Raw genomic sequence first — 16,801 nt, forward strand, 5'->3', positions numbered from 1 at the left:
CCCTCAAGGAGCACAAGTGACCGCCCTCAGCACCGAGGCCACCAATTTCGGGTGGCTCCTGGACAACTTCGTCGAGTCTGTGCCCGGCACGCGCCACACCCTCGTGGTGAGCGCGGACGGCCTGCTCATGGCCATGTCGAAGAACCTCGACCGCACGGAGGGCGACACCCTGGCCGCGATCGTCGCGGGCATGTCGAGCCTCACGCGTGGCGCCGCGCGCCAGCTGCAGGCGGGCGAGGTGCGCCAGTCGATCGTCGAGATGGACGAGCTGTTCCTGTTCCTCATGAGCGTCTCGAACGGCTCGGTGCTCGCGGTCGCCGCGGACTCGACCTGCGACGTCGGCCTCGTGGGCTACGAGATGACGCTGCTCGTCTCGCGCTTCGAGAACGCCCTGACGCCGCAGCTCATCACCGAGATGCGTCAGAACCTCCCGACGGACGGCCAGACGCGGGTCTGACATGTCCGACGACACGATGCCGCACGACGGCGAGGAGGAGGCGTACACCGTCAGGCCCTATGCGCTGACCGGTGGACGCGTGAGCGCCGCGAGCTCCGACCTGCCCATGGAGGCACTGGTCGAGTCGACGGTCGACCCCCAGGCTTCCTCGGGCCTCACGCCCGAGAAGAAGAAGATCCTGCAGCTTGCTCAGGGTCAGTTCCAGTCCGTGGCCGAGCTCTCGGCCCACACCCGGCTTCCGCTGGGTGTGGTCCGGGTGCTGGTGACGGACCTTGCCGAAGTCAACTATCTGAAGATCCACGTAGGCGGCACGGCCGACGACGCGACCACGCACGATGCGTCCGGCGGCCTGTCCCTCAGTCTCCTGGAGAGTGTCCTCGATGGCATCGCAGCCCTCTAACGCGGCCGTCGCCGCGCCGGCGGCCACCACCGCGCCCACCGTCGTGAAGATCGTCATCGCGGGCGGCTTCGCCGTCGGCAAGACCACCTTCATCGGCTCCATCTCCGACATCGACCCGCTCAACACCGAGGCCGCCATGACCGAGCACTCGGTCGGCGTCGACGACGCGGGCGGCGTCACGGACCGCAAGACCACCACCACCGTCGCCATGGACTTCGGCCGCATCGCGCTGCCGGGCTCCCTGTGGCTCTACCTGTTCGGCACCCCTGGCCAGGACCGCTTCCTGTTCATGTGGGACGACCTGGTGCGCGGCGCGATCGGCGCCGTGGTCCTGGTCGACACCGAGCGTCTCGACCAGTGCTTCCCCGCGGTCGACTACTTCGAGGGCCGGGGCATCCCGTTCGTCGTGTGCGTCAACTGCTTCGACGGCGTGGCCCGCCACACCCTCGAGGACGTCCGCGAGGCCCTCGGCCTGTCCGAGGACACCCCGATCATGTACACCGACGCCCGCGAGAAGGCCGCCACCAAGCAGGCCCTGATCTCGGTCGTCCAGCTTGCGATGCGCCGCATCCGCAGCCGCTGAACCCAGCTGAGGCAGGCGGAGCCCCCGTTCGCGGGGGCTCTGCCATGTCCGGGGCGACCCGCGCATCGTCCCCTGCCGAGCCGGTGCGGGGCGGCCGTCCGCGCGCGGGCTACCCTTCTACCGTGATCTACGTCGACGGCACCGGTCTGTGCCGGTTCCTGCCCGGCGTGCGGTTCTTCGACGAGTTCAACGACTTCGCGGTGCCACGGATCCACGAGCTCGCGACCACCCAGCTCGGGTTCACCGAGCTGCGCCAGGCCGCGGAGCTGTACCCGCGCGAGCAGAAGGCCAAGGCCTTCGACGTGGTGGAGATGGTGCGCGGCTCCATCCCGGTGATCCGCTTCTCCGAGCACAACATGTCCGTGTCGACCCACGCGGTCGCGGTGCTCAAGCCCTTCGCGGCGCTGCACCTGGGCGCGGCGGTCGCGCACCCGCAGATCCACGCGATCCTCACCTACGACGTCGAGCTCGCCCGCGCCGCCGAGCTCTACGAGCTCCAGGTGCTGAGCCCGGGCCTCGCTCCGGGCTGGCACAATACAACCGGCGCGTGACCGTTCCCGGCTCGCACGCGTCGAGGAGAGTTGACCGAGCGGCCGAAGGTGACGGTCTTGAAAACCGTTGAGGCGTAACCCGTCTCCGTGGGTTCGAATCCCACACTCTCCGCCGCGTGGCGGATTTTGCTCCCGTCGCCGTGCGCCCGCTATCCTGGGCACCCTTGGAGACGTCGCATAGTCAGGTCTAGTGCGCGGTCCTGCTAAGACCGTGAGGGGCTTATACCCCCTCCGTGGGTTCAAATCCCACCGTCTCCGCTCTCGGGAAGGCCCCGGCGCTCACGCGTCGGGGCCTTTCTGCTGGGGACGATGCGCGGGTCACGCGGGCGCCGCGGCCTGCGGGACCCGGATGGGCCGGGCGGGTTCGAGCGGCTCGTGGAGGTAGCGGTCGAGGAAGCCGCGCAGCAGGCCCTCGACGTCGATCGCGTCGCGCTCCAGGAGCCACTGGATCTGGAGACCGTCGAGCAGCGCGATCGCCTGCGCGGCGACGTCCATGGGGTCGCAGCGGCGCTTGAGCTCGCCCTCCTCCTCGAGCTCGCGCAGCGCGTCGACCAGGAGTCCGCGCAGCCAGGCGTAGCGGGCGCGGAAGTACTCGTGGCCCGGGTGGTCCGGAGCGGTCGAGGCGGTCGCGAGGGTGGAGAAGAGCTCCAGCGTGCCGGGCGTCTCGGTGCCGAAGCGGGCGATGTCGATGAAGGCCTGGAGCAGCCCGCGGCCGTCTCGCGGCGTATCGGGGAGCAGGTCGATGCCCAGGTCGTCGCGCAGGCGCAGGGCGTCGACCAGGAGCTCGCGTTCGTCAGGGTAGGTGCGCCGCAGGTCGTCGAGCGTGAGGCCGGCCGCGGCGGCGACCCGCTCGGCGGAGCCGTCGCGCCAGCCGCTGACGCGGATCTCGTCGAGCGCCGCGGCCGCGAGCGCGCGCTCGTCGAGCTCGAGCCGGAGGCGTCCCCCGGCGGGTCCCTGGATGCCGGTCTCGTGCGTCATCGCCGCCTCCCGAACGTCGTCGTCCCGGTCCTTCGACTGTAGACCCGCGTCAAGGCGCGCGCCGCGCGGCGGCACGCTGGGTGCGTCAGGCTGCGGGCGTCAGGTCGCGGGGACGGCGGCGCGGTGCCAGGCGACGGTGGCGGCCAGGCCCTCGTCGAGCGACGTCGATGCGGTCCACCCGAGCACGGACTCCGCGCGCGACACCTCGAGGCGCTTCTGGCGCACCGGGCCGGTGCGGACGCCGCGGAACTGCGGCTCGCGCGCGGTGCCGTCGAAGGCGAGGCTCAGGCGCTCGGCGACGTCGCGCACCGAGGTGAGCGTCGCGGTGCCGAAGTTGAAGGCGGTCGACTCTCCGCCGCGGGCGAGGTGCTCGGCGGCGCTCATGTAGGCGCGCGCCATGTCGCCCACGTAGAGGAAGTCCAGGCGGGTCGAGCCGTCGTCGCGGTCGCCGAAGTCGTACTCCGCGCCCGAGGCGAGCTGCGACAGCGCCCGGGGCACCAGCCGCGACTCGTGACGGTCCCCGGGGCCGTAGGTGTTCATGAAGCGACACGAGGCGTGCGGGATCCCGAAGGCCTTGCCGTAGCCCCGCAGGATCATCTCGGCGGCCACCTTCGACGGGCCGTAGAGGTTCGACGCGGGACCGGGCTCCTGAGTCTCCGGGATGGGCGCCGGATCGAAGTTGTCGCCGTAGTACGCGCCGCTCGAGGCGTTCACGAACAGCGGCGTGTTGGGCGCGATCCGCACCGCCTCGAGCAGGGTCGCGGTGCCGCGCACGTTGGTGTCCACCACCGCCTCGGGATCGCGGATGCTGTTGATCACGATCGGGTCGGCGGCGAGGTGGAACACCACGTCGAAGCCGCCGGCGCCCACCAGCTCCTTGGTGAGCGCGCCGTCGCGCAGGTCGCCCAGCACGAAGGTGATGGCGTCCTCGACGCCCATGTCCTCGAGGGGCTTGCCCTCGATCGGTTCGCGATCGATCACGGTCACCCGTGCGCCGCGTTCGACCAGCTCGGCGACCAGATGGCTGCCTCCGAAACCTGCGCCGCCCGTCACCAGGCACGTACGCCCCTGCCACATGTCGGTCATCTCCAGCCCCCCTCGAGATCCCCCGCGACCAGACATCGGGAACCTGCCATGCGGCCCTCCCCGACCCCCCGATCATGCCGCGCGGGGGTGTACCTTGTGAAGTGGTTTGAGGGTATTTGTGCCGTTGAACAGGGAATTCGCGTGGCGCCACGGGCCTGCCAGGGGGCATGGTCAGCGGTGCTCCGCGAAGCCTGTATAGTTGTGTCTCGGCCCGCGAGGGTCACGCGCCCGTAGCTCAACGGATAGAGCATCTGACTACGGATCAGAAGGTTGGGGGTTCGAATCCCTCCGGGCGCGCCAGACATCGAGGCCGGACCGCATGGTCCGGCCTTCGTCGTATCCGGAGTGCGCGTGCCACCATGGTCGGATGCGCGACCCGCAGCCTTCCGACCCGCAGCTGGCGGCGGCGCGCTACGCCGCCGAGCATGACGGCGACGCGGATCCCGCCGAGCCCGTCGACATCGCGAGCCGTGCCGCGGACCACGAGCGTCGCGCACGCGAGGAACGCCTCGCCGAGCGGCGGAGACGGGACAAGGCCGAGACTCAGCACCTCTGGGTCGAGCGCCAGATCCTCGACGCCCAGCGGCGCGGCGACTTCGACGACCTGCCCCTCGCGGGCAAGCCCATCCCGGGCCTGACCAGCAACGATCCCGACTGGTGGACCAAGGCGCTGGTGGAGCGCGAGCAGCTGTCCGGGCTCGCGCCCGAGTCCGTGCTGCTGCGCCGCGAGGACGGGGCCCTGGACGCGCGCCTCGACGCCATGTGGGACGAGGCGGAGGTCCGCGACGCCCTCGCCGAGTTCAACGCGCGCGTCATCACCGCCCGCGCCCGACCGGTCGACGGGCCGCCGCTCGTCACCCCCACGCGGGACGTCGAGGCGGAGGTGCGTCGTTGGCGCGCACGGCGCCGGGGCTGAGCGCGCGTGGCGGAGGCTCCATCACCCCCGCTAACGCCGCAAATTGCGCTAGCGTCTGAGGTGTCAGCCCGGACATGGGGTCCGGCTGCAGAAAGGCCCCGCGATGGACTTCTTCGCCAACTTCTTCAACATCCTGCTGTGGTCCCTGTGGTTCTTCATCTGGATCTCGTTCATCTTCCTCGTCATCCGGTTCGTCATCGACGTGTTCCGTGACAAGAGCATCGGCGTCTTCGCCAAGATCCTGTGGACGCTGCTGCTCGTGCTCCTGCCCGTGCTCGGCGCCCTGATCTACATCTTCGCCCGCGGCAAGGGCATGGCCGAGCGCGACATGGCGGACGCCGAGGCGATGCGTGCGGCGCAGGTCGAGTACACCAAGGGCCTCATGAGCGAGGCCGGCCCCGCCGGCGAGATCAAGGCCGCGAAGGAGCTGCTCGACTCGGGCGCCATCACGGCCGAGGAGTACGAGGCCATCAAGGCCAAGGCCCTCGCCTGAACCCACCTCATCACGGCGGCCTGGCCCTTCGGGGTCAGGCCGCCGTCGTGTTCCCCGCCTGATCGAGCACGGTGCGGGTGACGTGGTCGCCGTCGATCGCGACGATGGTGACGGCCTCCTCGCGGTCGGGCGGCAGGAGCCGCACCGTGACCGTGCCGGACGCGGCCGCGAGGGCCGACGCCACCGCATCGTCCACCCGCGCCATCGCGTCGCCCGAGTCGAGGCCCGCGCCGCGGTCGTCGAGCAGCGTGACGTCGACGCCGCGCGCACGCGCGGCCGTAGCCGCATCCAGCACCGCCGGCGTCGCGAGCGCGCGCCCACGGACGCTGTCGCGCAGCCGTGCCTCCGCCTCGCGGATGCTCGCGCGCTCCTGCGTGTCGAGCGGCGCCCCGTCGGCGATGCGCCGCAGGAACGGCATGGTGGCCGTCGCGACCTCGGCGGCGCGCTGCAGGCGCACCTGACGGCCGGCCTCCGCGGTCGCGGCCGCCGCGGCCGCATCGACGGACCGCTCGGTGAGCTCGTTGATGCGGTGGGCGGTGCGTCGCAGGCTGGTGACGAAGAGCGTCGCGACCACGAGCAGCCCGAGCTGCGTGTCGACCATGGTGAGCCCGGTGAGCGCCGAACGTCCGGTGGTCGCGGTCCAGACCATGGTGATCGCCGCCATCGCGCCGGCGGCCGCCCACGCGAGCCCCGTGCGGCCGCGCAGGATGAGGAACCACAGCAGCCACGTGTTGGAGCCGAGGTGCCAGGACGCGCGGCCGGGGGAGCCCTCCGTCGGGAGCGTCCAGGAGATGAGGAGGGTCGACACCACCACCGCGGCGACCACCAGCAGCGAGTCGCGGAGCGGGAACGGGTCCGGGTGCGGGCGGGCGAGCAGCACGCCGGCGGCGCTGACGATCACCGCGGCGACGTACGCGGGCCAGCGCGTCTCCAGCGTGTGGATGGTGGAGATGGTGAAGACCACGTTGGTGACGATGAAGACGCCGAGGATGAGGCTCGCGCCCTCGGAGCTGAGCGCGAGGAGGCGGCTCACGTCCACCGTGCGGGACGCCTGCGGCGGGGCGGGGTGACCGAGGCTCATGCGCGGCTCCAGGACAGGATGACGGTGGTGCCGACTCCCGGCGTCGAGGACACCTCGGCATCGCCACCGGTGACGGTGCGCATGCGTTCGAGGATCGACACCCGGATGCCGAGCCTGCGCTGCGACACGCGGGTGGCGGAGAAGCCCTGGCCCTGGTCCGCGATGACCACGCGCGCCGCCGCGTCGTCGACGTCGCACTCGACGCGCGGGTCGCTGTCGGGCCCGCCGTGCCCGAGCGCGTTGCGCAGCGCCTCCGCCGTCGCCTCCGCGAAGGCGGCGACCACGCCGGCGGGCATGGGCGCGGCGCCGTCGACCGCGTAGCGGACCGGGATAGCGGAGTCCACGGTCGCGGCGGTCGAGCGGACCACCGCGACGAACTCCTCGGGGTCGTAGTCGCGGGTCTCGGTGCGGCCGCTCACCAGCGACTCGACGCTGGTGATCGCGTGACGCGCCTGGTCCGCGAGCGAGTCGGGCGGCGACGGGCGCGAGGCGGCCAGCAGCACCGACATCACGTCGTCGTGCACGATCGCGTTGATGCGGGACTGCTCGGCCTCGCGGGTGCGCCGGCTCGCCTCGAGGGCCGCCTGCTCGCGGGCATGGGCCGCGGCGGTGTCCTGCCGGTCGCCCGCCGCGATCATCGCGATAGAGACGCCGCACAGGATGAGGCAGTAGATGATCGCGCCCATGCCGTCGAGCGTGGCCTCGAGGGCCGCGTCGTCGCGGACCTGCATCTGCGTGACGGCCACCACCGGGCCCTGCACCAGCGGGTAGACCCACCCCATGATCCGGGGCCACGCGATCGCGGCGGCGGTCGCGTGGATCGCGTTGATGCCCTGCGTCCACGGCGTGCCGTCGTCCGCGAGCAGCGGCTCCTTCATCATCAGCGGCCACGCGATCTGGATCGCCATGAACACCAGCGACGTCACGCCCGCGATGAGCAGCAGCGGCCGGATGGGCAGCAGCCGCGACAGCACCGTGTAGAGCGCCGGGATCACCACGCCGACCACGACGGTGAGGATCCCGAGGGGCGCGTAGAGCTGGTCGATCTGGGCGAGGAAGCCGCTCGCGCCGCCCGCGAGCAGCGCGCCGAACACGATCGCGCCGATGCCGACGGCGAGCAGCAGCGTGCGCTGGATGCGTTCGCGGGCGGGCCGCGTCGCACCGTTCACCGAGCGCCCACCGCTACTGAGGTCCCTCGAGCAGCCCGTCCTCGAGCGCGCGCTTGTACAGGTCGACGCGGGACTGCGCCGGCCGGCCCGCGTCCGCGTACTTGCGGCGGATCCGGCTCACGTAGTCCGCCACCGTCTCGCGCGAGACCCCCAGGTGACGCGCGACCGAGTACGCGGTGAGCCCCGAGGCGTACAGCGACAGGATCTCGCGCTCGCGGGCGCTCAGCTTCGCGTCCGCCAGCGCGTCGTCGGAGTCGATGGCGGCCGCCCAGTCGGTCCCGAAGACCTCCTGGCCCGCGGCCGCGGTGCGGATCGCGTCGAGCAGCACGTCCGGCTCGGAGGACTTGCGGATGAGCCCCAGAGCACCGGCCCGCGCGGCCGACTGGATGAGGCGACGGTCCTCGCCGCCCGTGTAGATGAGCACGTGGGCGCCCATCGCGTGCACCGCGGCGATGTTCGCCTCGGGCGTCGATCCGTCGGCGAGCCGCAGGTCGAGGACCACCAGGTCCAGCGTGCGGCCCAGGCCGGGCAGCGCGTCGACGCTCTCGACGAGCCCGGCGAGCTCGAGATCCTGCGCGCCCTCGATGAGGTCGCGGAATCCGAGCGAGATGAGTGCGTGGTCCTCGACGAGGGCGATGACGCGGTGCTCCTTCGCGGCGGTCATGGCGGTCCCCCCTTCCATGAGACCGAATCGTAGTCGACCGGAGGGTGAATGGCCTGGAAGCGGTGGCGATCGGGGCGAGTGCCCCCATAAATGGGGGCTTGCTGGTGCTTGGGGATCACGGGAGGCTCATCTCGAGGTTCACGCGGGAGGTGGAGAGGGGTTCGAGTAGTGAGCTGGTCGACCGAGTCCTTGGCTCTCGTCGTCACGGGGGGAATGCTCGCACTCGTCGTCATCGCCTCTCTCCACTCTCGCGTGGCCCTGAGCGCCGGCTCGAGGATCATCTTCCTCGTCGGCGCCGTCACCTTCATCTCCTTCGCCTTCCTGGCCGAGTACGCGCTCGACATGCGCGTCCCGCCGGTGGTGATGATCCTGCCGCTGGTCCCGATCGCGATCATCGTCGTGATCGTCCGCCGGATCATCCGGGAGTCGCACGCACCCGCCGTCGAGACGCAGACCTTCGCCGCCGCGTCGCCCACCCGGTTCGCGGCTCCGTTCACCGTCGCGGGGGAGGGCGCCGAGCGGCTGCTCGCCGCGAGCCCCTACGCGACCGCCAACGAGCTCTCCGAGCTCGCCTACTCGCACCCCGAGCTCCGTCCCGCGATCGCCGCGAACCCGTCCGCGCCGTCGAGCCTGCTGCAGTGGCTCATCGAGCAGGGCGAGCCCGCCGTGCTCGCGGCGATCTCCGCCCGCGGCCGCCTGCTCGGCTGAGCGGCCCCGAGCAGCACGGAGCAGCCCCGACCACGGGCGCTCCGCACGCGCGAGGCACGGTACGGTCGCAGCCATGCTCCGCCTCATCCCGCTGCTCGCCTCCGCCCTGGTGCTCACGGCCTGCGCCGCCGGCGACGCCCGCCCGCTCGCTGTGGGCGATTGCCTCACCATCTCGGGCGTGGGCGACTCCGTGCGCGACGTCCCCGTGGTCGCCTGCGACGGCCCCCACGAGGCGGAGGTGTACGCGACGTTCGACGTCACCGCGGAGACGTTCGACGAGGACGCGATCGTCGCGGACGTCGAGGCTGAGTGCGTCGACCGCTTCGACGACTACGTGGGCGAGCCCTACCGCACCTCGTCCCTCGACATCTTCTACACGTACCCGCTCGAGGACGTGTGGGCGGACGGTGGCCGCGGCGCGGTCTGCGCGGCGTTCGCGCCGGACCCGGAGTCCGGCGTCCCCGTGGTGTTCGAGGGGACCCTGGCCGGATAGGACGGGTCAGTCGGCGATCTCGACCACCACGGGCACGTGGTCGGAGGCGCCCTTGCCCTTGCGCTCGTCGCGCACGATGCTCGCCGCGGTGACCCGCTCCGCCAGCGGCTGCGACGCGTAGACGAAGTCGATTCGCATGCCCTCGCCCTTGGGGAAGCGCAGCGCCTTGTAGTCCCAGAACGTGTAGGTGCGCTCCTCGGGCAGGAACCGGCGCGACAGCTCCGTGTAGCCGGCGTCCTCGAACGCGTGGAAGGCCGCGCGTGCCTCGGGCGTCACGTGGGTGACCGCCTCGGAGTCCTCCTCCGACCAGATGTCGGTGGGCAGCGGCGCGACGTTGAAGTCGCCCACGAGCGCGGTGGGCGCGTCCGCCCACGTCGCGGCGGCGTCGCGCAGGCGCGCGAGGAAGTCCAGCTTGTACGCGTAGTGCGGGTCCGCGAGGCCGCGTCCGTTGGGCACGTACAGGCTCCACACGCGCACGCCCCCGGCGGTCGCGCCGATCGCCCTCGCCTCCACCACCGGGTCGCCCGTCTTCGCGAAGCCGGGCTGAGCGGGGAAGGACGCCTCGACGTCCGCGAGCCCCACACGCGACGCGATCGCCACGCCGTTCCACTGGTTGAGGCCGTGGATCGCGAGCTCGTACCCGGCGGCCTCGAACGCCTCGCGCGGGAACTGCTCGGGCTTGCACTTGATCTCCTGCATCGCGAGCACGTCCGTCTGGGACCGCTCGAGCCAGTCGACCACGCGGTCGACGCGGGCGCGGATGGAGTTCACGTTCCAGGTGGCGAGGCGCATGGTCACCAAACTACCGGGGGACGATGCACGGGTAGCCTCGTCGCATGGCCATCGCTTTGGTGACGGGAGCCTCCGCAGGGCTCGGCGAGGAGTTCGCGTGGCAGCTCGCCACCGCGGGCCACGACGTGGTGCTGGTGGCGCGCTCGCGCGACCGCCTGTCCGAGGTCGCGCACCTGCTCGAGGGCGCGACCGGTCGCCACGCGGAGATCCTCCCCGCGGACCTCACCACGGAGAAGGGCCGCACCGCGGTCGCGGCGCGCCTCCAGGCGGACGAGCGCCCGGTCAGCCTGCTCGTGAACAACGCCGGCTTCGGGATAGGCGAGCGCTTCGCGGACTCGAGCTGGCGCCACGAGAAGGCGCTGCTCGACATCCACGTCACCGCGCCCCTACGGCTCGCACACGCCGCCGTCCCCGGGATGGTGGAGCGCGGTCACGGCGCGATCCTCAACGTCGCCTCGGTCGCCGCGCACCTGGGCAACACCACCTACGCCGCGCACAAGCGCTGGGCCGTGGAGTTCACCCAGGCGCTCGCGGGCCAGCTGGGCGGCACCGGCGTGACCGCCACCGCGGTGCTGCCCGGCCTGGTACGGACCCGGTTCCACGACTCGGACGCCCTGTCCCACATGCGCCACGATTTCCCCGACGCCGTGTGGCTCGACCCGGAGCCGGTGGTCCGTTCCGCGCTCGCCGCGGTGCGCCGCGGCCAGACGGTGGTCACCCCGTCGCCCGGCTACGCCGTCGCCGGCGCCGTGCTCCGCGCCGTCCCCAAGCGCCTCACGCGCGGCCGCCGCAGCCAGCAGGCCGACTGAGCCCGCGCATCGTCCCCCGATAGGCTGGGCGCCATGACCACCGGCACCCCGCGCGAGCAGCTGCGCGACCTCATCAAGGACCTCGCCGTCGTGCACGGCCGCATCACCCTCGCCTCGGGCAAGGAGGCGGACTACTACGTCGACCTGCGCCGCATCACCCTGCACCACCGCGCCGCGCCGCTCGTGGGCCACGTGCTGCTCGACGCGCTCGAGGAGGCGGGCTTCGGTCCGGCGGACGTCGACGCGGTGGGCGGCCTCACGCTCGGCGCGGACCCGGTCGCGACGGCGCTCATGCACGCGGCGGCCTCGCGCGGGCTCGACCTCGACTCGTTCGTGGTGCGCAAGGAGAACAAGGCGCACGGCCTGCAGCGCCGCATCGAGGGCCCCGACGTCGCGGGTCGCAAGGTGGTCGCGGTCGAGGACACGTCCACCACGGGCGGCTCCGTGCTCACCGCGGTGAGCGCGCTGCGCGAGGCGGGCGCGGACGTGGTCGCGGTCGCCGTGATCGTCGACCGCAACACCGGCGCCCGCGAGGTCATCGAGGAGGAGGGCCTGCCCTACCTCTACCTCTACGGGCTCGAGGACCTCGGGCTCGGCTGAGCCCGCACCCTTCACGCGGGCGGCGTCCGTCGCTAGGGTGACCGCCATGCGAGGGATCACCGCGATGCGCGTCGGCACCGGCGCCCTCGCGGGCCTGGGCGTCATCGCGTACGTGATCGGCGGCGGCGCCGCCTTCGTGGTGCTCGCCGTCGCGGGCGTCGCCGCGCTCGGGCTGGTCGCGTGGGAGGCGTACGAGAAGCTCCACCACGGCGACCGCGCGGCGCGCTTCGCGCTCGAGCACGGCTGGGAGCACCTGCCGCGCACCGCGGCCTACTCGATGCGGTTCTCGGGACAGCCGTTCGACCTCGGCGGGAGCAGCGTCCGCCAGGAGGACGTGCTGCGCGGCACCTACGGCGGCGTGCGCTGCGCGACGTTCACCCACGTGGTCGAGCAGCAGACCGACGGTCAGCGCTCCTCCGCGCAGGTGTTCCAGGTGACGCTCGCGGAGCTGCCGGTGCGGCTGCCGCGCCTCGACATCGTCCCCGAGCACCTGGGCCATCACGTCGCTCAGGCGCTCGGCGGCACCGACATCGAGGTCGAGTCGCACGCGTTCAACGCGCGCTGGCGCGTGATCGCCCGCGACCTCAAGTACGGCCACGACGTGATCGACCCCCGGATGATCGAGCGGCTCCTCGCGCACGACGTCCAGGGCAGGTCCCTCCGGATCGACGGCGGCGCCGTGCTCACCTGGTCGCCCGGCCGCGAGGGCGTGGAGACGCTCAGCAGGCGGCTCGACGTGGTGACGGGCATCGCGCGCCGCATCCCCGCGCACGTGATCCGCCGCTTCGAGGACCAGGGTGCCGCGATGGCGGACCCGGACGCCCCGCTCGTGGGACCCGCGTGGGCGACCACCCCCGGCGTGCTCAACTCGCGCCGCTACACCGGGATCGGCGCGGACGAGGCCCAGCAGTGGACGCCGCGGGAGCCGGACGCCGACCCGGAGGCACCCCGCGCGTGAGCCTGTCGGGCCGCGCGGAACCTCGCTAGAGTCGCCACAGACGTCAGGAGAGACACATGGAATGGTTCCTCATCGCGCTCGCGGTGATCGTCGTGATCATCGCCCTCTGGGCCGTCGCGGCGTACAACGGCCTGGTACGGCTGCGCAACCTGGTGCAGGAGGCGTGGCGCCAGATCGACGTCGAGCTGCAGCGCCGCCATGACCTCATCCCCAACCTGGTGGAGACCGTCAAGGGCTACGCCAAGCACGAGGCGAGCACCCTCGAGGCCGTGACGCAGGCGCGCACCATCGCCGCCGCTCCCGGCTCCTCGCCCGCCGAGCAGGCCGCGCAGGAGAACATGCTCACCCAGGCGCTCGGCCGCCTGTTCGCCGTGGCCGAGGCATACCCCGACCTCAAGGCCAACCAGAACTTCATGCAGCTCCAGCAGGAGCTCACCAACACCGAGGACCGCATCGCCGCCGGCCGCCGGTTCTACAACGCGAACGTGCGCAGCCTCAACACGCGCATCGAGACGTTCCCGACCGTGATCATCGCGAACATGTTCGGGTTCCACCGCGAGGAGTACTTCGAGACGGAGGACGCGGCCCGCCAGGCCCCGAACGTCCAGTTCTGACGCCGTGTTCTTCTTCGGCGACGGCGGGCCCGTCTCAACGGTGCTCTCGTTCCTGCTCGGCGCGGCGTTCATCGCGGCGATCGCGTGGGGCGCCATCCGCTACCAGCAGGCCGTGCAGCGCTGGCGCGCGCAGACCGTGGCGTGGGTCACGTCGCGGGGCTGGACCTGGACCGACAGGGACGATGCGCTGGCCGAGCGGCTCTCGACGCGCCCCTTCGGCGCGGGGGACGAGCGGCAGGCCCGCGAGATCATCACCGGTGCGCGCGACGGGCGCCCGTTCCAGGCGTTCCGCTACGTGGTGGTCGAGCACACGCGCGACTCCAAGGGCAACCGCCACACCTCGCGCGAGGACTTCCAGGTGGTCTGGGTGCCCCTGGGTGCGGCGCTGCCGCCGCTGCGCTTCGCGCCGGACGACGTGCTCCAGCGTGCGCTCACCGGCCTCGGGTGGGGCGACGTCGACACCGAGTCGCACGAGTTCAACCGCCGGTGGCGCGTGAGCACCCGTGACGACGCGTACGCGCACGCCGTGCTCGCGCCTCACGTGATCGAGGAGCTGCTGCGCCCCGCGTGGTCGGGCGCGACGCTCGTCATCGAGGGCAACCTGGCCGCGGTGGTGCGGCACGGCCGTCCCGACCTCGCCCACCTCGACGCGACGCTGGACCGTCTCGAGGCGTTCACCTCCGCGATCCCGCCGTTCGTGCTCGCCGACTACGGCGCCTGACGCGTCTCCGGGGCGACCGCGCCGTCCTCGGCGACCACCGCATCGTCCCCCTGCGCTACCGTGGCGCGCGCCTCCCGGCGGTGCTTCCACCACTCGATCACGATCGGCAGCACCGAGAAGCCGACGATCACGATGGCGGCCGCCTCGAGGTTGTCGCGGATGATCGCGATGTTGCCCAGGAAGTAGCCGAGCACGGTGATGCACACGCCCCACGCGAACGCGCCGATCGCGTTGTAGGTGACGAAGTGCCGGTACGGCATGCGGCCGATCCCGGCGGCGACCGGGATGTACGTGCGCACGAACGGCACGAACCGCCCGAGCACCAGCGCGCGGCCGCCGTAGCGGTCGAAGAACGCGTGCGTCCTGGTGATGTGCTCCTGCTTGAACCACCGCGAGTCGGGGCGCCGGAAGATCGCGGGGCCGGCCTTGCGCCCGATCGCGTAGCCGAGCTGGTCGCCCGCGAACGCGGCGAGGAACAGGACCAGGCAGGTGAGCCACAGGGGCAGGTCGATCGCGCCGGTGCCCACGAACAGGCCCACGGTGAACAGCAGCGAGTCGCCGGGGAGCAGGGGGAACAGGAGGCCCGTCTCGATGATCACCACCACGCAGACGGCCGCGACGGCCCACACGCCCCATCGGGTGATGAAGCCCTCGATCATGGTCTCGGGGTCGAGCCAGTCGGGGCCGAGCATCGGCACGGCGGTCGGGAGCGTGGTGGCGAGCGCGGTCAGGGTCACGGGGACACTGTAGGCGCACGGTCCTGGGAGCCTGCTGCGAGGATGGCGGCATGACCGTCACGCTCGGCACCCCGCTCACGCCCACCGCCACCCGCGCGCTCCTGCTGGGCGCCGGCGAGCTCGGCAAGGAGGTCGCGATCGAGCTCACGCGGCTCGGCGTCGAGGTGATCGCGGTCGACCGCTATCCCGACGCGCCCGCGATGCAGGTCGCGCACCGCGCGCACGTGATCGACATGCTCGACCCAGAGGCGCTGCGGACGCTGCTGGCCGCCGAGCGCCCGCACCTGGTGATCCCGGAGATCGAGGCGATCGCGACGGGCGTGCTCGCGGAGGTCGAGGAGGCCGGGCTCGCCACCGTGATCCCCACCGCGCGCGCCACCATCCTCACCATGGACCGCGAGGGCATCCGTCGCCTCGCCGCGGAGGAGCTGGGCCTGCCCACGTCGCCGTACCGGTTCGTCGACACGCGCGACGGGCTCGCCGCCGCCGTCGAGGAGCTGGGGGCGCCGTGCGTGGTGAAGCCGGTGATGTCCTCCTCGGGCAAGGGCCAGTCGGTGGTGCGGTCTGCGGCTGACGTGGACGCGGCGTGGACGTACGCCGTCGAGGGCGGGCGCGCCGGGGGCTCGCGGATCATCGTGGAGGGCTTCGTCGACTTCGACTACGAGATCACGCAGCTCACCGTCCGCCACGCGGGCGGCGTCACGTTCCTCGACCCGGTGGGGCACACCCAGGTCGACGGCGACTACCGGGAGTCCTGGCAGCCGCAGCCCATGTCCGAGGCGGCGCTCGCCGAGTCGCGGCGCATCGCGGGCGCCGTCACCGAGGCGCTGGGCGGGCGAGGCGTGTTCGGCGTGGAGCTGTTCGTGCGCGGCGACCAGGTGCTGTTCTCCGAGGTCTCGCCCCGTCCCCACGACACCGGGCTGGTCACGCTCGCCTCGCAGGACCTCTCCGAGTTCGCGCTCCACGCGCGCGCCGTGCTCGGCCTGCCCGTGCCGGGCGTGCTGTCGCTGGGCCCCGCCGCCTCGTGCGCGGTCCTCGCGTCGGGCTCCGGCGTCCCGGTGTTCTCGGGGGTGGATGATGCGCTGGCCGGGTCGGGCGTGGACGTGCGCCTGTTCGGCAAGCCCCGCGTCGAGGGCAGCCGTCGCGTCGCGGTCACCGTCGCGCGCGGTTCCTCCGTGGACGAGGCACGCGCGGCGGCCCGGGCCGCCGCCGCGGCGCTGCGGATCGACCTTGTGGAGAACCCCTCCGCTGTCTGAGGACGGTGCGACCCTGGTCGGGTGACCGCTCCCGACCATCTCATCGACCGCATCCGGACGCTGCTCGCGATCGCGGACGGCGGCTCGCCGTACCCCGAGGAGCAGGCGCTCGCGAGGGAGCGTGCCGAGAAGCTCATGGTGCGCCTCGCGATCGACGAGGCCGGCGTGCGCATGACCCGCGAGGAGGCGCAGACCCCGACCTCGCGTCTGTTCGACTTCACCGCGCCGTACATCAAGGACCAGATCATCCTGGTGTGCGCGATCGCGCGGGTGTTCTCCTGCCGCTCCGTGGTGCACGGGGGCCGGCGCGTCACCACGGTCGGCTTCGCGTCCGACCTCACGATGGTCGCCGCGCTGGTCGAGACGCTGCTGCCGACGATGCGTCTCGAGATGGACGCCTACGGCGGCTCCCAGTCGCGCAAGAAGGCGTTCGCGTGGTCGTTCACGAGCACCGTGAGGACACGCCTCACGGAGTTCTACGCCGGCGCGCTGCGGGAGGCCGAGGAGGAGGGGACCGGCTCCGAGCTGGTGCTGCTCGATCGCGCGCAGCAGGTCGACCTTGCCTATCAGGAGATGTTCCCGAACCTCCGCGCGGCCCGGCGGCGCGTGCTCAACTCTTGGGAGGGGTGGGGCGAGGGCGCGGAGGCGGGTCACCGCGCTGACATCTCCCTGGGCCGCAAGGTCGACCAGGCGGGCAGGCGGGAGCTCGGGAGGTGATGCGCGTGGCCGCGACGT

General features: G+C 72.2%; 22 protein-coding genes and 3 tRNA genes. 18 read left to right on the forward strand and 7 right to left on the reverse strand.

The annotated features are described in order from the left end of the window. Positions 1-16 precede the first annotated feature (16 nt). The 6 genes from AOM05_RS03375 (at position 17) to AOM05_RS03400 (ending at position 2,249) form a co-directional block, all read left to right on the forward strand. On the forward strand, positions 17-457 hold the full coding sequence (locus AOM05_RS03375; protein WP_062290712.1) for a roadblock/LC7 domain-containing protein: 441 nt from the start codon (positions 17-19) through the stop codon (positions 455-457). A 1-nt stretch (position 458) separates the two neighbouring features. Continuing rightward, positions 459-857 carry a DUF742 domain-containing protein gene (locus tag AOM05_RS03380; protein ID WP_156165011.1) on the forward strand — a complete coding sequence of 133 codons (399 nt, stop codon included), beginning with the start codon at positions 459-461 and terminating at the stop codon, positions 855-857. Continuing rightward, positions 838-1,440, forward strand: a complete 603-nt coding sequence (locus tag AOM05_RS03385; protein ID WP_062519432.1) for a GTP-binding protein — start codon at positions 838-840, stop codon at positions 1,438-1,440. Before AOM05_RS03380 ends, AOM05_RS03385 begins: the two co-directional genes overlap by 20 nt. 122 nt (positions 1,441-1,562) lie before the next feature. Continuing rightward, positions 1,563-1,991 carry a hypothetical protein gene (locus AOM05_RS03390; protein WP_062519434.1) on the forward strand — a complete coding sequence of 143 codons (429 nt, stop codon included), beginning with the start codon at positions 1,563-1,565 and terminating at the stop codon, positions 1,989-1,991. Positions 1,992-2,015: 24 nt separating this feature from the next. Beyond that, a tRNA-Ser gene (locus AOM05_RS03395) sits at positions 2,016-2,103 on the forward strand. A 54-nt stretch (positions 2,104-2,157) separates the two neighbouring features. Next, positions 2,158-2,249 (forward strand) — tRNA-Ser (locus tag AOM05_RS03400). Between the two features lie 60 nt (positions 2,250-2,309). Here the strand turns inward: AOM05_RS03400 and AOM05_RS03405 are convergent. Further along, positions 2,310-2,969, reverse strand: coding sequence for a TetR family transcriptional regulator C-terminal domain-containing protein (locus AOM05_RS03405; protein WP_062519436.1), 660 nt, complete (start codon positions 2,967-2,969; stop codon positions 2,310-2,312). Between the two features lie 99 nt (positions 2,970-3,068). Beyond that, positions 3,069-4,055: an NAD-dependent epimerase/dehydratase family protein gene (locus AOM05_RS03410; RefSeq protein ID WP_062519438.1), complete on the reverse strand. Its 987-nt coding sequence runs from the start codon at positions 4,053-4,055 to the stop codon at positions 3,069-3,071. Positions 4,056-4,279: 224 nt separating this feature from the next. On the opposite strand from AOM05_RS03410, the gene AOM05_RS03415 reads away from it, so the two are divergent. The 3 genes from AOM05_RS03415 (at position 4,280) to AOM05_RS03425 (ending at position 5,464) form a co-directional block, all read left to right on the forward strand. Next, a tRNA-Arg gene (locus AOM05_RS03415) sits at positions 4,280-4,355 on the forward strand. Positions 4,356-4,422: 67 nt separating this feature from the next. After that, positions 4,423-4,971, forward strand: a complete 549-nt coding sequence (locus AOM05_RS03420; RefSeq protein WP_062519440.1) for a DnaJ family domain-containing protein — start codon at positions 4,423-4,425, stop codon at positions 4,969-4,971. A 103-nt stretch (positions 4,972-5,074) separates the two neighbouring features. After that, positions 5,075-5,464 (forward strand): SHOCT domain-containing protein, encoded by a 390-nt coding sequence (locus tag AOM05_RS03425; RefSeq protein ID WP_062519442.1) that lies wholly within the window; start codon positions 5,075-5,077, stop codon positions 5,462-5,464. Positions 5,465-5,498: 34 nt separating this feature from the next. Here the strand turns inward: AOM05_RS03425 and AOM05_RS03430 are convergent, their stop codons facing one another. The 3 genes from AOM05_RS03430 to AOM05_RS03440 are packed head-to-tail and all read right to left on the reverse strand — an operon-like array spanning position 5,499 to position 8,378. Beyond that, positions 5,499-6,545, reverse strand: coding sequence for a DUF8320 family protein (locus tag AOM05_RS03430; protein ID WP_062519444.1), 1,047 nt, complete (start codon positions 6,543-6,545; stop codon positions 5,499-5,501). Then, the gene (locus AOM05_RS03435) at positions 6,542-7,714 is read right to left on the reverse strand and encodes an ATP-binding protein (RefSeq protein ID WP_062519449.1); all 1,173 of its coding nucleotides are present in this window, start codon (positions 7,712-7,714) and stop codon (positions 6,542-6,544) included. The genes AOM05_RS03430 and AOM05_RS03435 overlap by 4 nt, the downstream gene beginning before the upstream one ends. Before the next feature lie 13 nt (positions 7,715-7,727). Next, a complete protein-coding gene (locus AOM05_RS03440) occupies positions 7,728-8,378 on the reverse strand; it encodes a response regulator transcription factor (RefSeq protein WP_062519451.1) in 651 nt (216 codons plus the stop codon). A 168-nt stretch (positions 8,379-8,546) separates the two neighbouring features. Between AOM05_RS03440 and AOM05_RS03445 the strand changes: the two genes are divergently transcribed. Next, a complete protein-coding gene (locus AOM05_RS03445; protein WP_228373188.1) occupies positions 8,547-9,086 on the forward strand; it encodes a variant leucine-rich repeat-containing protein in 540 nt (179 codons plus the stop codon). A gap of 73 nt (positions 9,087-9,159) precedes the next feature. After that, positions 9,160-9,579, forward strand: a complete 420-nt coding sequence (locus tag AOM05_RS03450) for a septum formation family protein (protein ID WP_062519454.1) — start codon at positions 9,160-9,162, stop codon at positions 9,577-9,579. A 6-nt stretch (positions 9,580-9,585) separates the two neighbouring features. Here the strand turns inward: AOM05_RS03450 and AOM05_RS03455 are convergent, their stop codons facing one another. Then, positions 9,586-10,371: an exodeoxyribonuclease III gene (locus AOM05_RS03455; RefSeq protein WP_062519455.1), complete on the reverse strand. Its 786-nt coding sequence runs from the start codon at positions 10,369-10,371 to the stop codon at positions 9,586-9,588. A gap of 44 nt (positions 10,372-10,415) precedes the next feature. Between AOM05_RS03455 and AOM05_RS03460 the strand changes: the two genes are divergently transcribed. The 5 genes from AOM05_RS03460 to AOM05_RS03480 are packed head-to-tail and all read left to right on the forward strand — an operon-like array spanning position 10,416 to position 14,073. Continuing rightward, positions 10,416-11,180: an SDR family NAD(P)-dependent oxidoreductase gene (locus AOM05_RS03460; protein ID WP_062519456.1), complete on the forward strand. Its 765-nt coding sequence runs from the start codon at positions 10,416-10,418 to the stop codon at positions 11,178-11,180. 33 nt (positions 11,181-11,213) lie between these two features. Next, entirely contained in the window at positions 11,214-11,780 is a 567-nt protein-coding gene (gene pyrE / locus AOM05_RS03465) for an orotate phosphoribosyltransferase (RefSeq protein WP_062519457.1), read from the forward strand. A 46-nt stretch (positions 11,781-11,826) separates the two neighbouring features. Further along, a complete protein-coding gene (locus AOM05_RS03470) occupies positions 11,827-12,738 on the forward strand; it encodes a hypothetical protein (protein WP_062519459.1) in 912 nt (303 codons plus the stop codon). Between the two features lie 56 nt (positions 12,739-12,794). After that, positions 12,795-13,352: a LemA family protein gene (locus AOM05_RS03475; RefSeq protein ID WP_062519460.1), complete on the forward strand. Its 558-nt coding sequence runs from the start codon at positions 12,795-12,797 to the stop codon at positions 13,350-13,352. A gap of 4 nt (positions 13,353-13,356) precedes the next feature. Beyond that, positions 13,357-14,073 (forward strand): type III secretion system chaperone family protein, encoded by a 717-nt coding sequence (locus tag AOM05_RS03480; RefSeq protein WP_062519461.1) that lies wholly within the window; start codon positions 13,357-13,359, stop codon positions 14,071-14,073. Here AOM05_RS03480 and AOM05_RS03485 read toward each other — a convergent pair. Next, positions 14,061-14,810 carry a DedA family protein gene (locus tag AOM05_RS03485; RefSeq protein ID WP_228373189.1) on the reverse strand — a complete coding sequence of 250 codons (750 nt, stop codon included), beginning with the start codon at positions 14,808-14,810 and terminating at the stop codon, positions 14,061-14,063. The two genes, AOM05_RS03480 and AOM05_RS03485, sit on opposite strands and share 13 nt — an antisense overlap. A gap of 50 nt (positions 14,811-14,860) precedes the next feature. Here AOM05_RS03485 and purT point away from each other — a divergent pair, with 50 nt between their 5' ends. Continuing rightward, positions 14,861-16,066, forward strand: a complete 1,206-nt coding sequence (gene purT, locus AOM05_RS03490) for a formate-dependent phosphoribosylglycinamide formyltransferase (protein WP_062519463.1) — start codon at positions 14,861-14,863, stop codon at positions 16,064-16,066. A gap of 21 nt (positions 16,067-16,087) precedes the next feature. After that, the gene (locus tag AOM05_RS03495; RefSeq protein ID WP_062519464.1) at positions 16,088-16,783 is read left to right on the forward strand and encodes a DUF2786 domain-containing protein; all 696 of its coding nucleotides are present in this window, start codon (positions 16,088-16,090) and stop codon (positions 16,781-16,783) included. Positions 16,784-16,801: the final 18 nt, after the last annotated feature.

Source organism: Demequina silvatica (genome assembly GCF_000971215.1).
GTDB lineage: Bacteria > Actinomycetota > Actinomycetes > Actinomycetales > Demequinaceae > Demequina > Demequina silvatica.

Coding starts and splice junctions, on each gene's coding strand:
- AOM05_RS03380 (WP_156165011.1), top strand. CDS start 459: ATGTCCGACGACACGATGCCGCACGACGGCGAGGAGGAGGCGTACACC.
- AOM05_RS03385 (WP_062519432.1), top strand. CDS start 838: ATGGCATCGCAGCCCTCTAACGCGGCCGTCGCCGCGCCGGCGGCCACC.
- AOM05_RS03405 (WP_062519436.1), bottom strand. CDS start 2,969: ATGACGCACGAGACCGGCATCCAGGGACCCGCCGGGGGACGCCTCCGG.
- AOM05_RS03410 (WP_062519438.1), bottom strand. CDS start 4,055: ATGACCGACATGTGGCAGGGGCGTACGTGCCTGGTGACGGGCGGCGCA.
- AOM05_RS03420 (WP_062519440.1), top strand. CDS start 4,423: ATGCGCGACCCGCAGCCTTCCGACCCGCAGCTGGCGGCGGCGCGCTAC.
- AOM05_RS03425 (WP_062519442.1), top strand. CDS start 5,075: ATGGACTTCTTCGCCAACTTCTTCAACATCCTGCTGTGGTCCCTGTGG.
- AOM05_RS03430 (WP_062519444.1), bottom strand. CDS start 6,545: ATGAGCCTCGGTCACCCCGCCCCGCCGCAGGCGTCCCGCACGGTGGAC.
- AOM05_RS03440 (WP_062519451.1), bottom strand. CDS start 8,378: ATGACCGCCGCGAAGGAGCACCGCGTCATCGCCCTCGTCGAGGACCAC.
- AOM05_RS03450 (WP_062519454.1), top strand. CDS start 9,160: ATGCTCCGCCTCATCCCGCTGCTCGCCTCCGCCCTGGTGCTCACGGCC.
- AOM05_RS03455 (WP_062519455.1), bottom strand. CDS start 10,371: ATGCGCCTCGCCACCTGGAACGTGAACTCCATCCGCGCCCGCGTCGAC.
- AOM05_RS03460 (WP_062519456.1), top strand. CDS start 10,416: ATGGCCATCGCTTTGGTGACGGGAGCCTCCGCAGGGCTCGGCGAGGAG.
- pyrE (WP_062519457.1), top strand. CDS start 11,214: ATGACCACCGGCACCCCGCGCGAGCAGCTGCGCGACCTCATCAAGGAC.
- AOM05_RS03470 (WP_062519459.1), top strand. CDS start 11,827: ATGCGAGGGATCACCGCGATGCGCGTCGGCACCGGCGCCCTCGCGGGC.
- AOM05_RS03475 (WP_062519460.1), top strand. CDS start 12,795: ATGGAATGGTTCCTCATCGCGCTCGCGGTGATCGTCGTGATCATCGCC.
- purT (WP_062519463.1), top strand. CDS start 14,861: ATGACCGTCACGCTCGGCACCCCGCTCACGCCCACCGCCACCCGCGCG.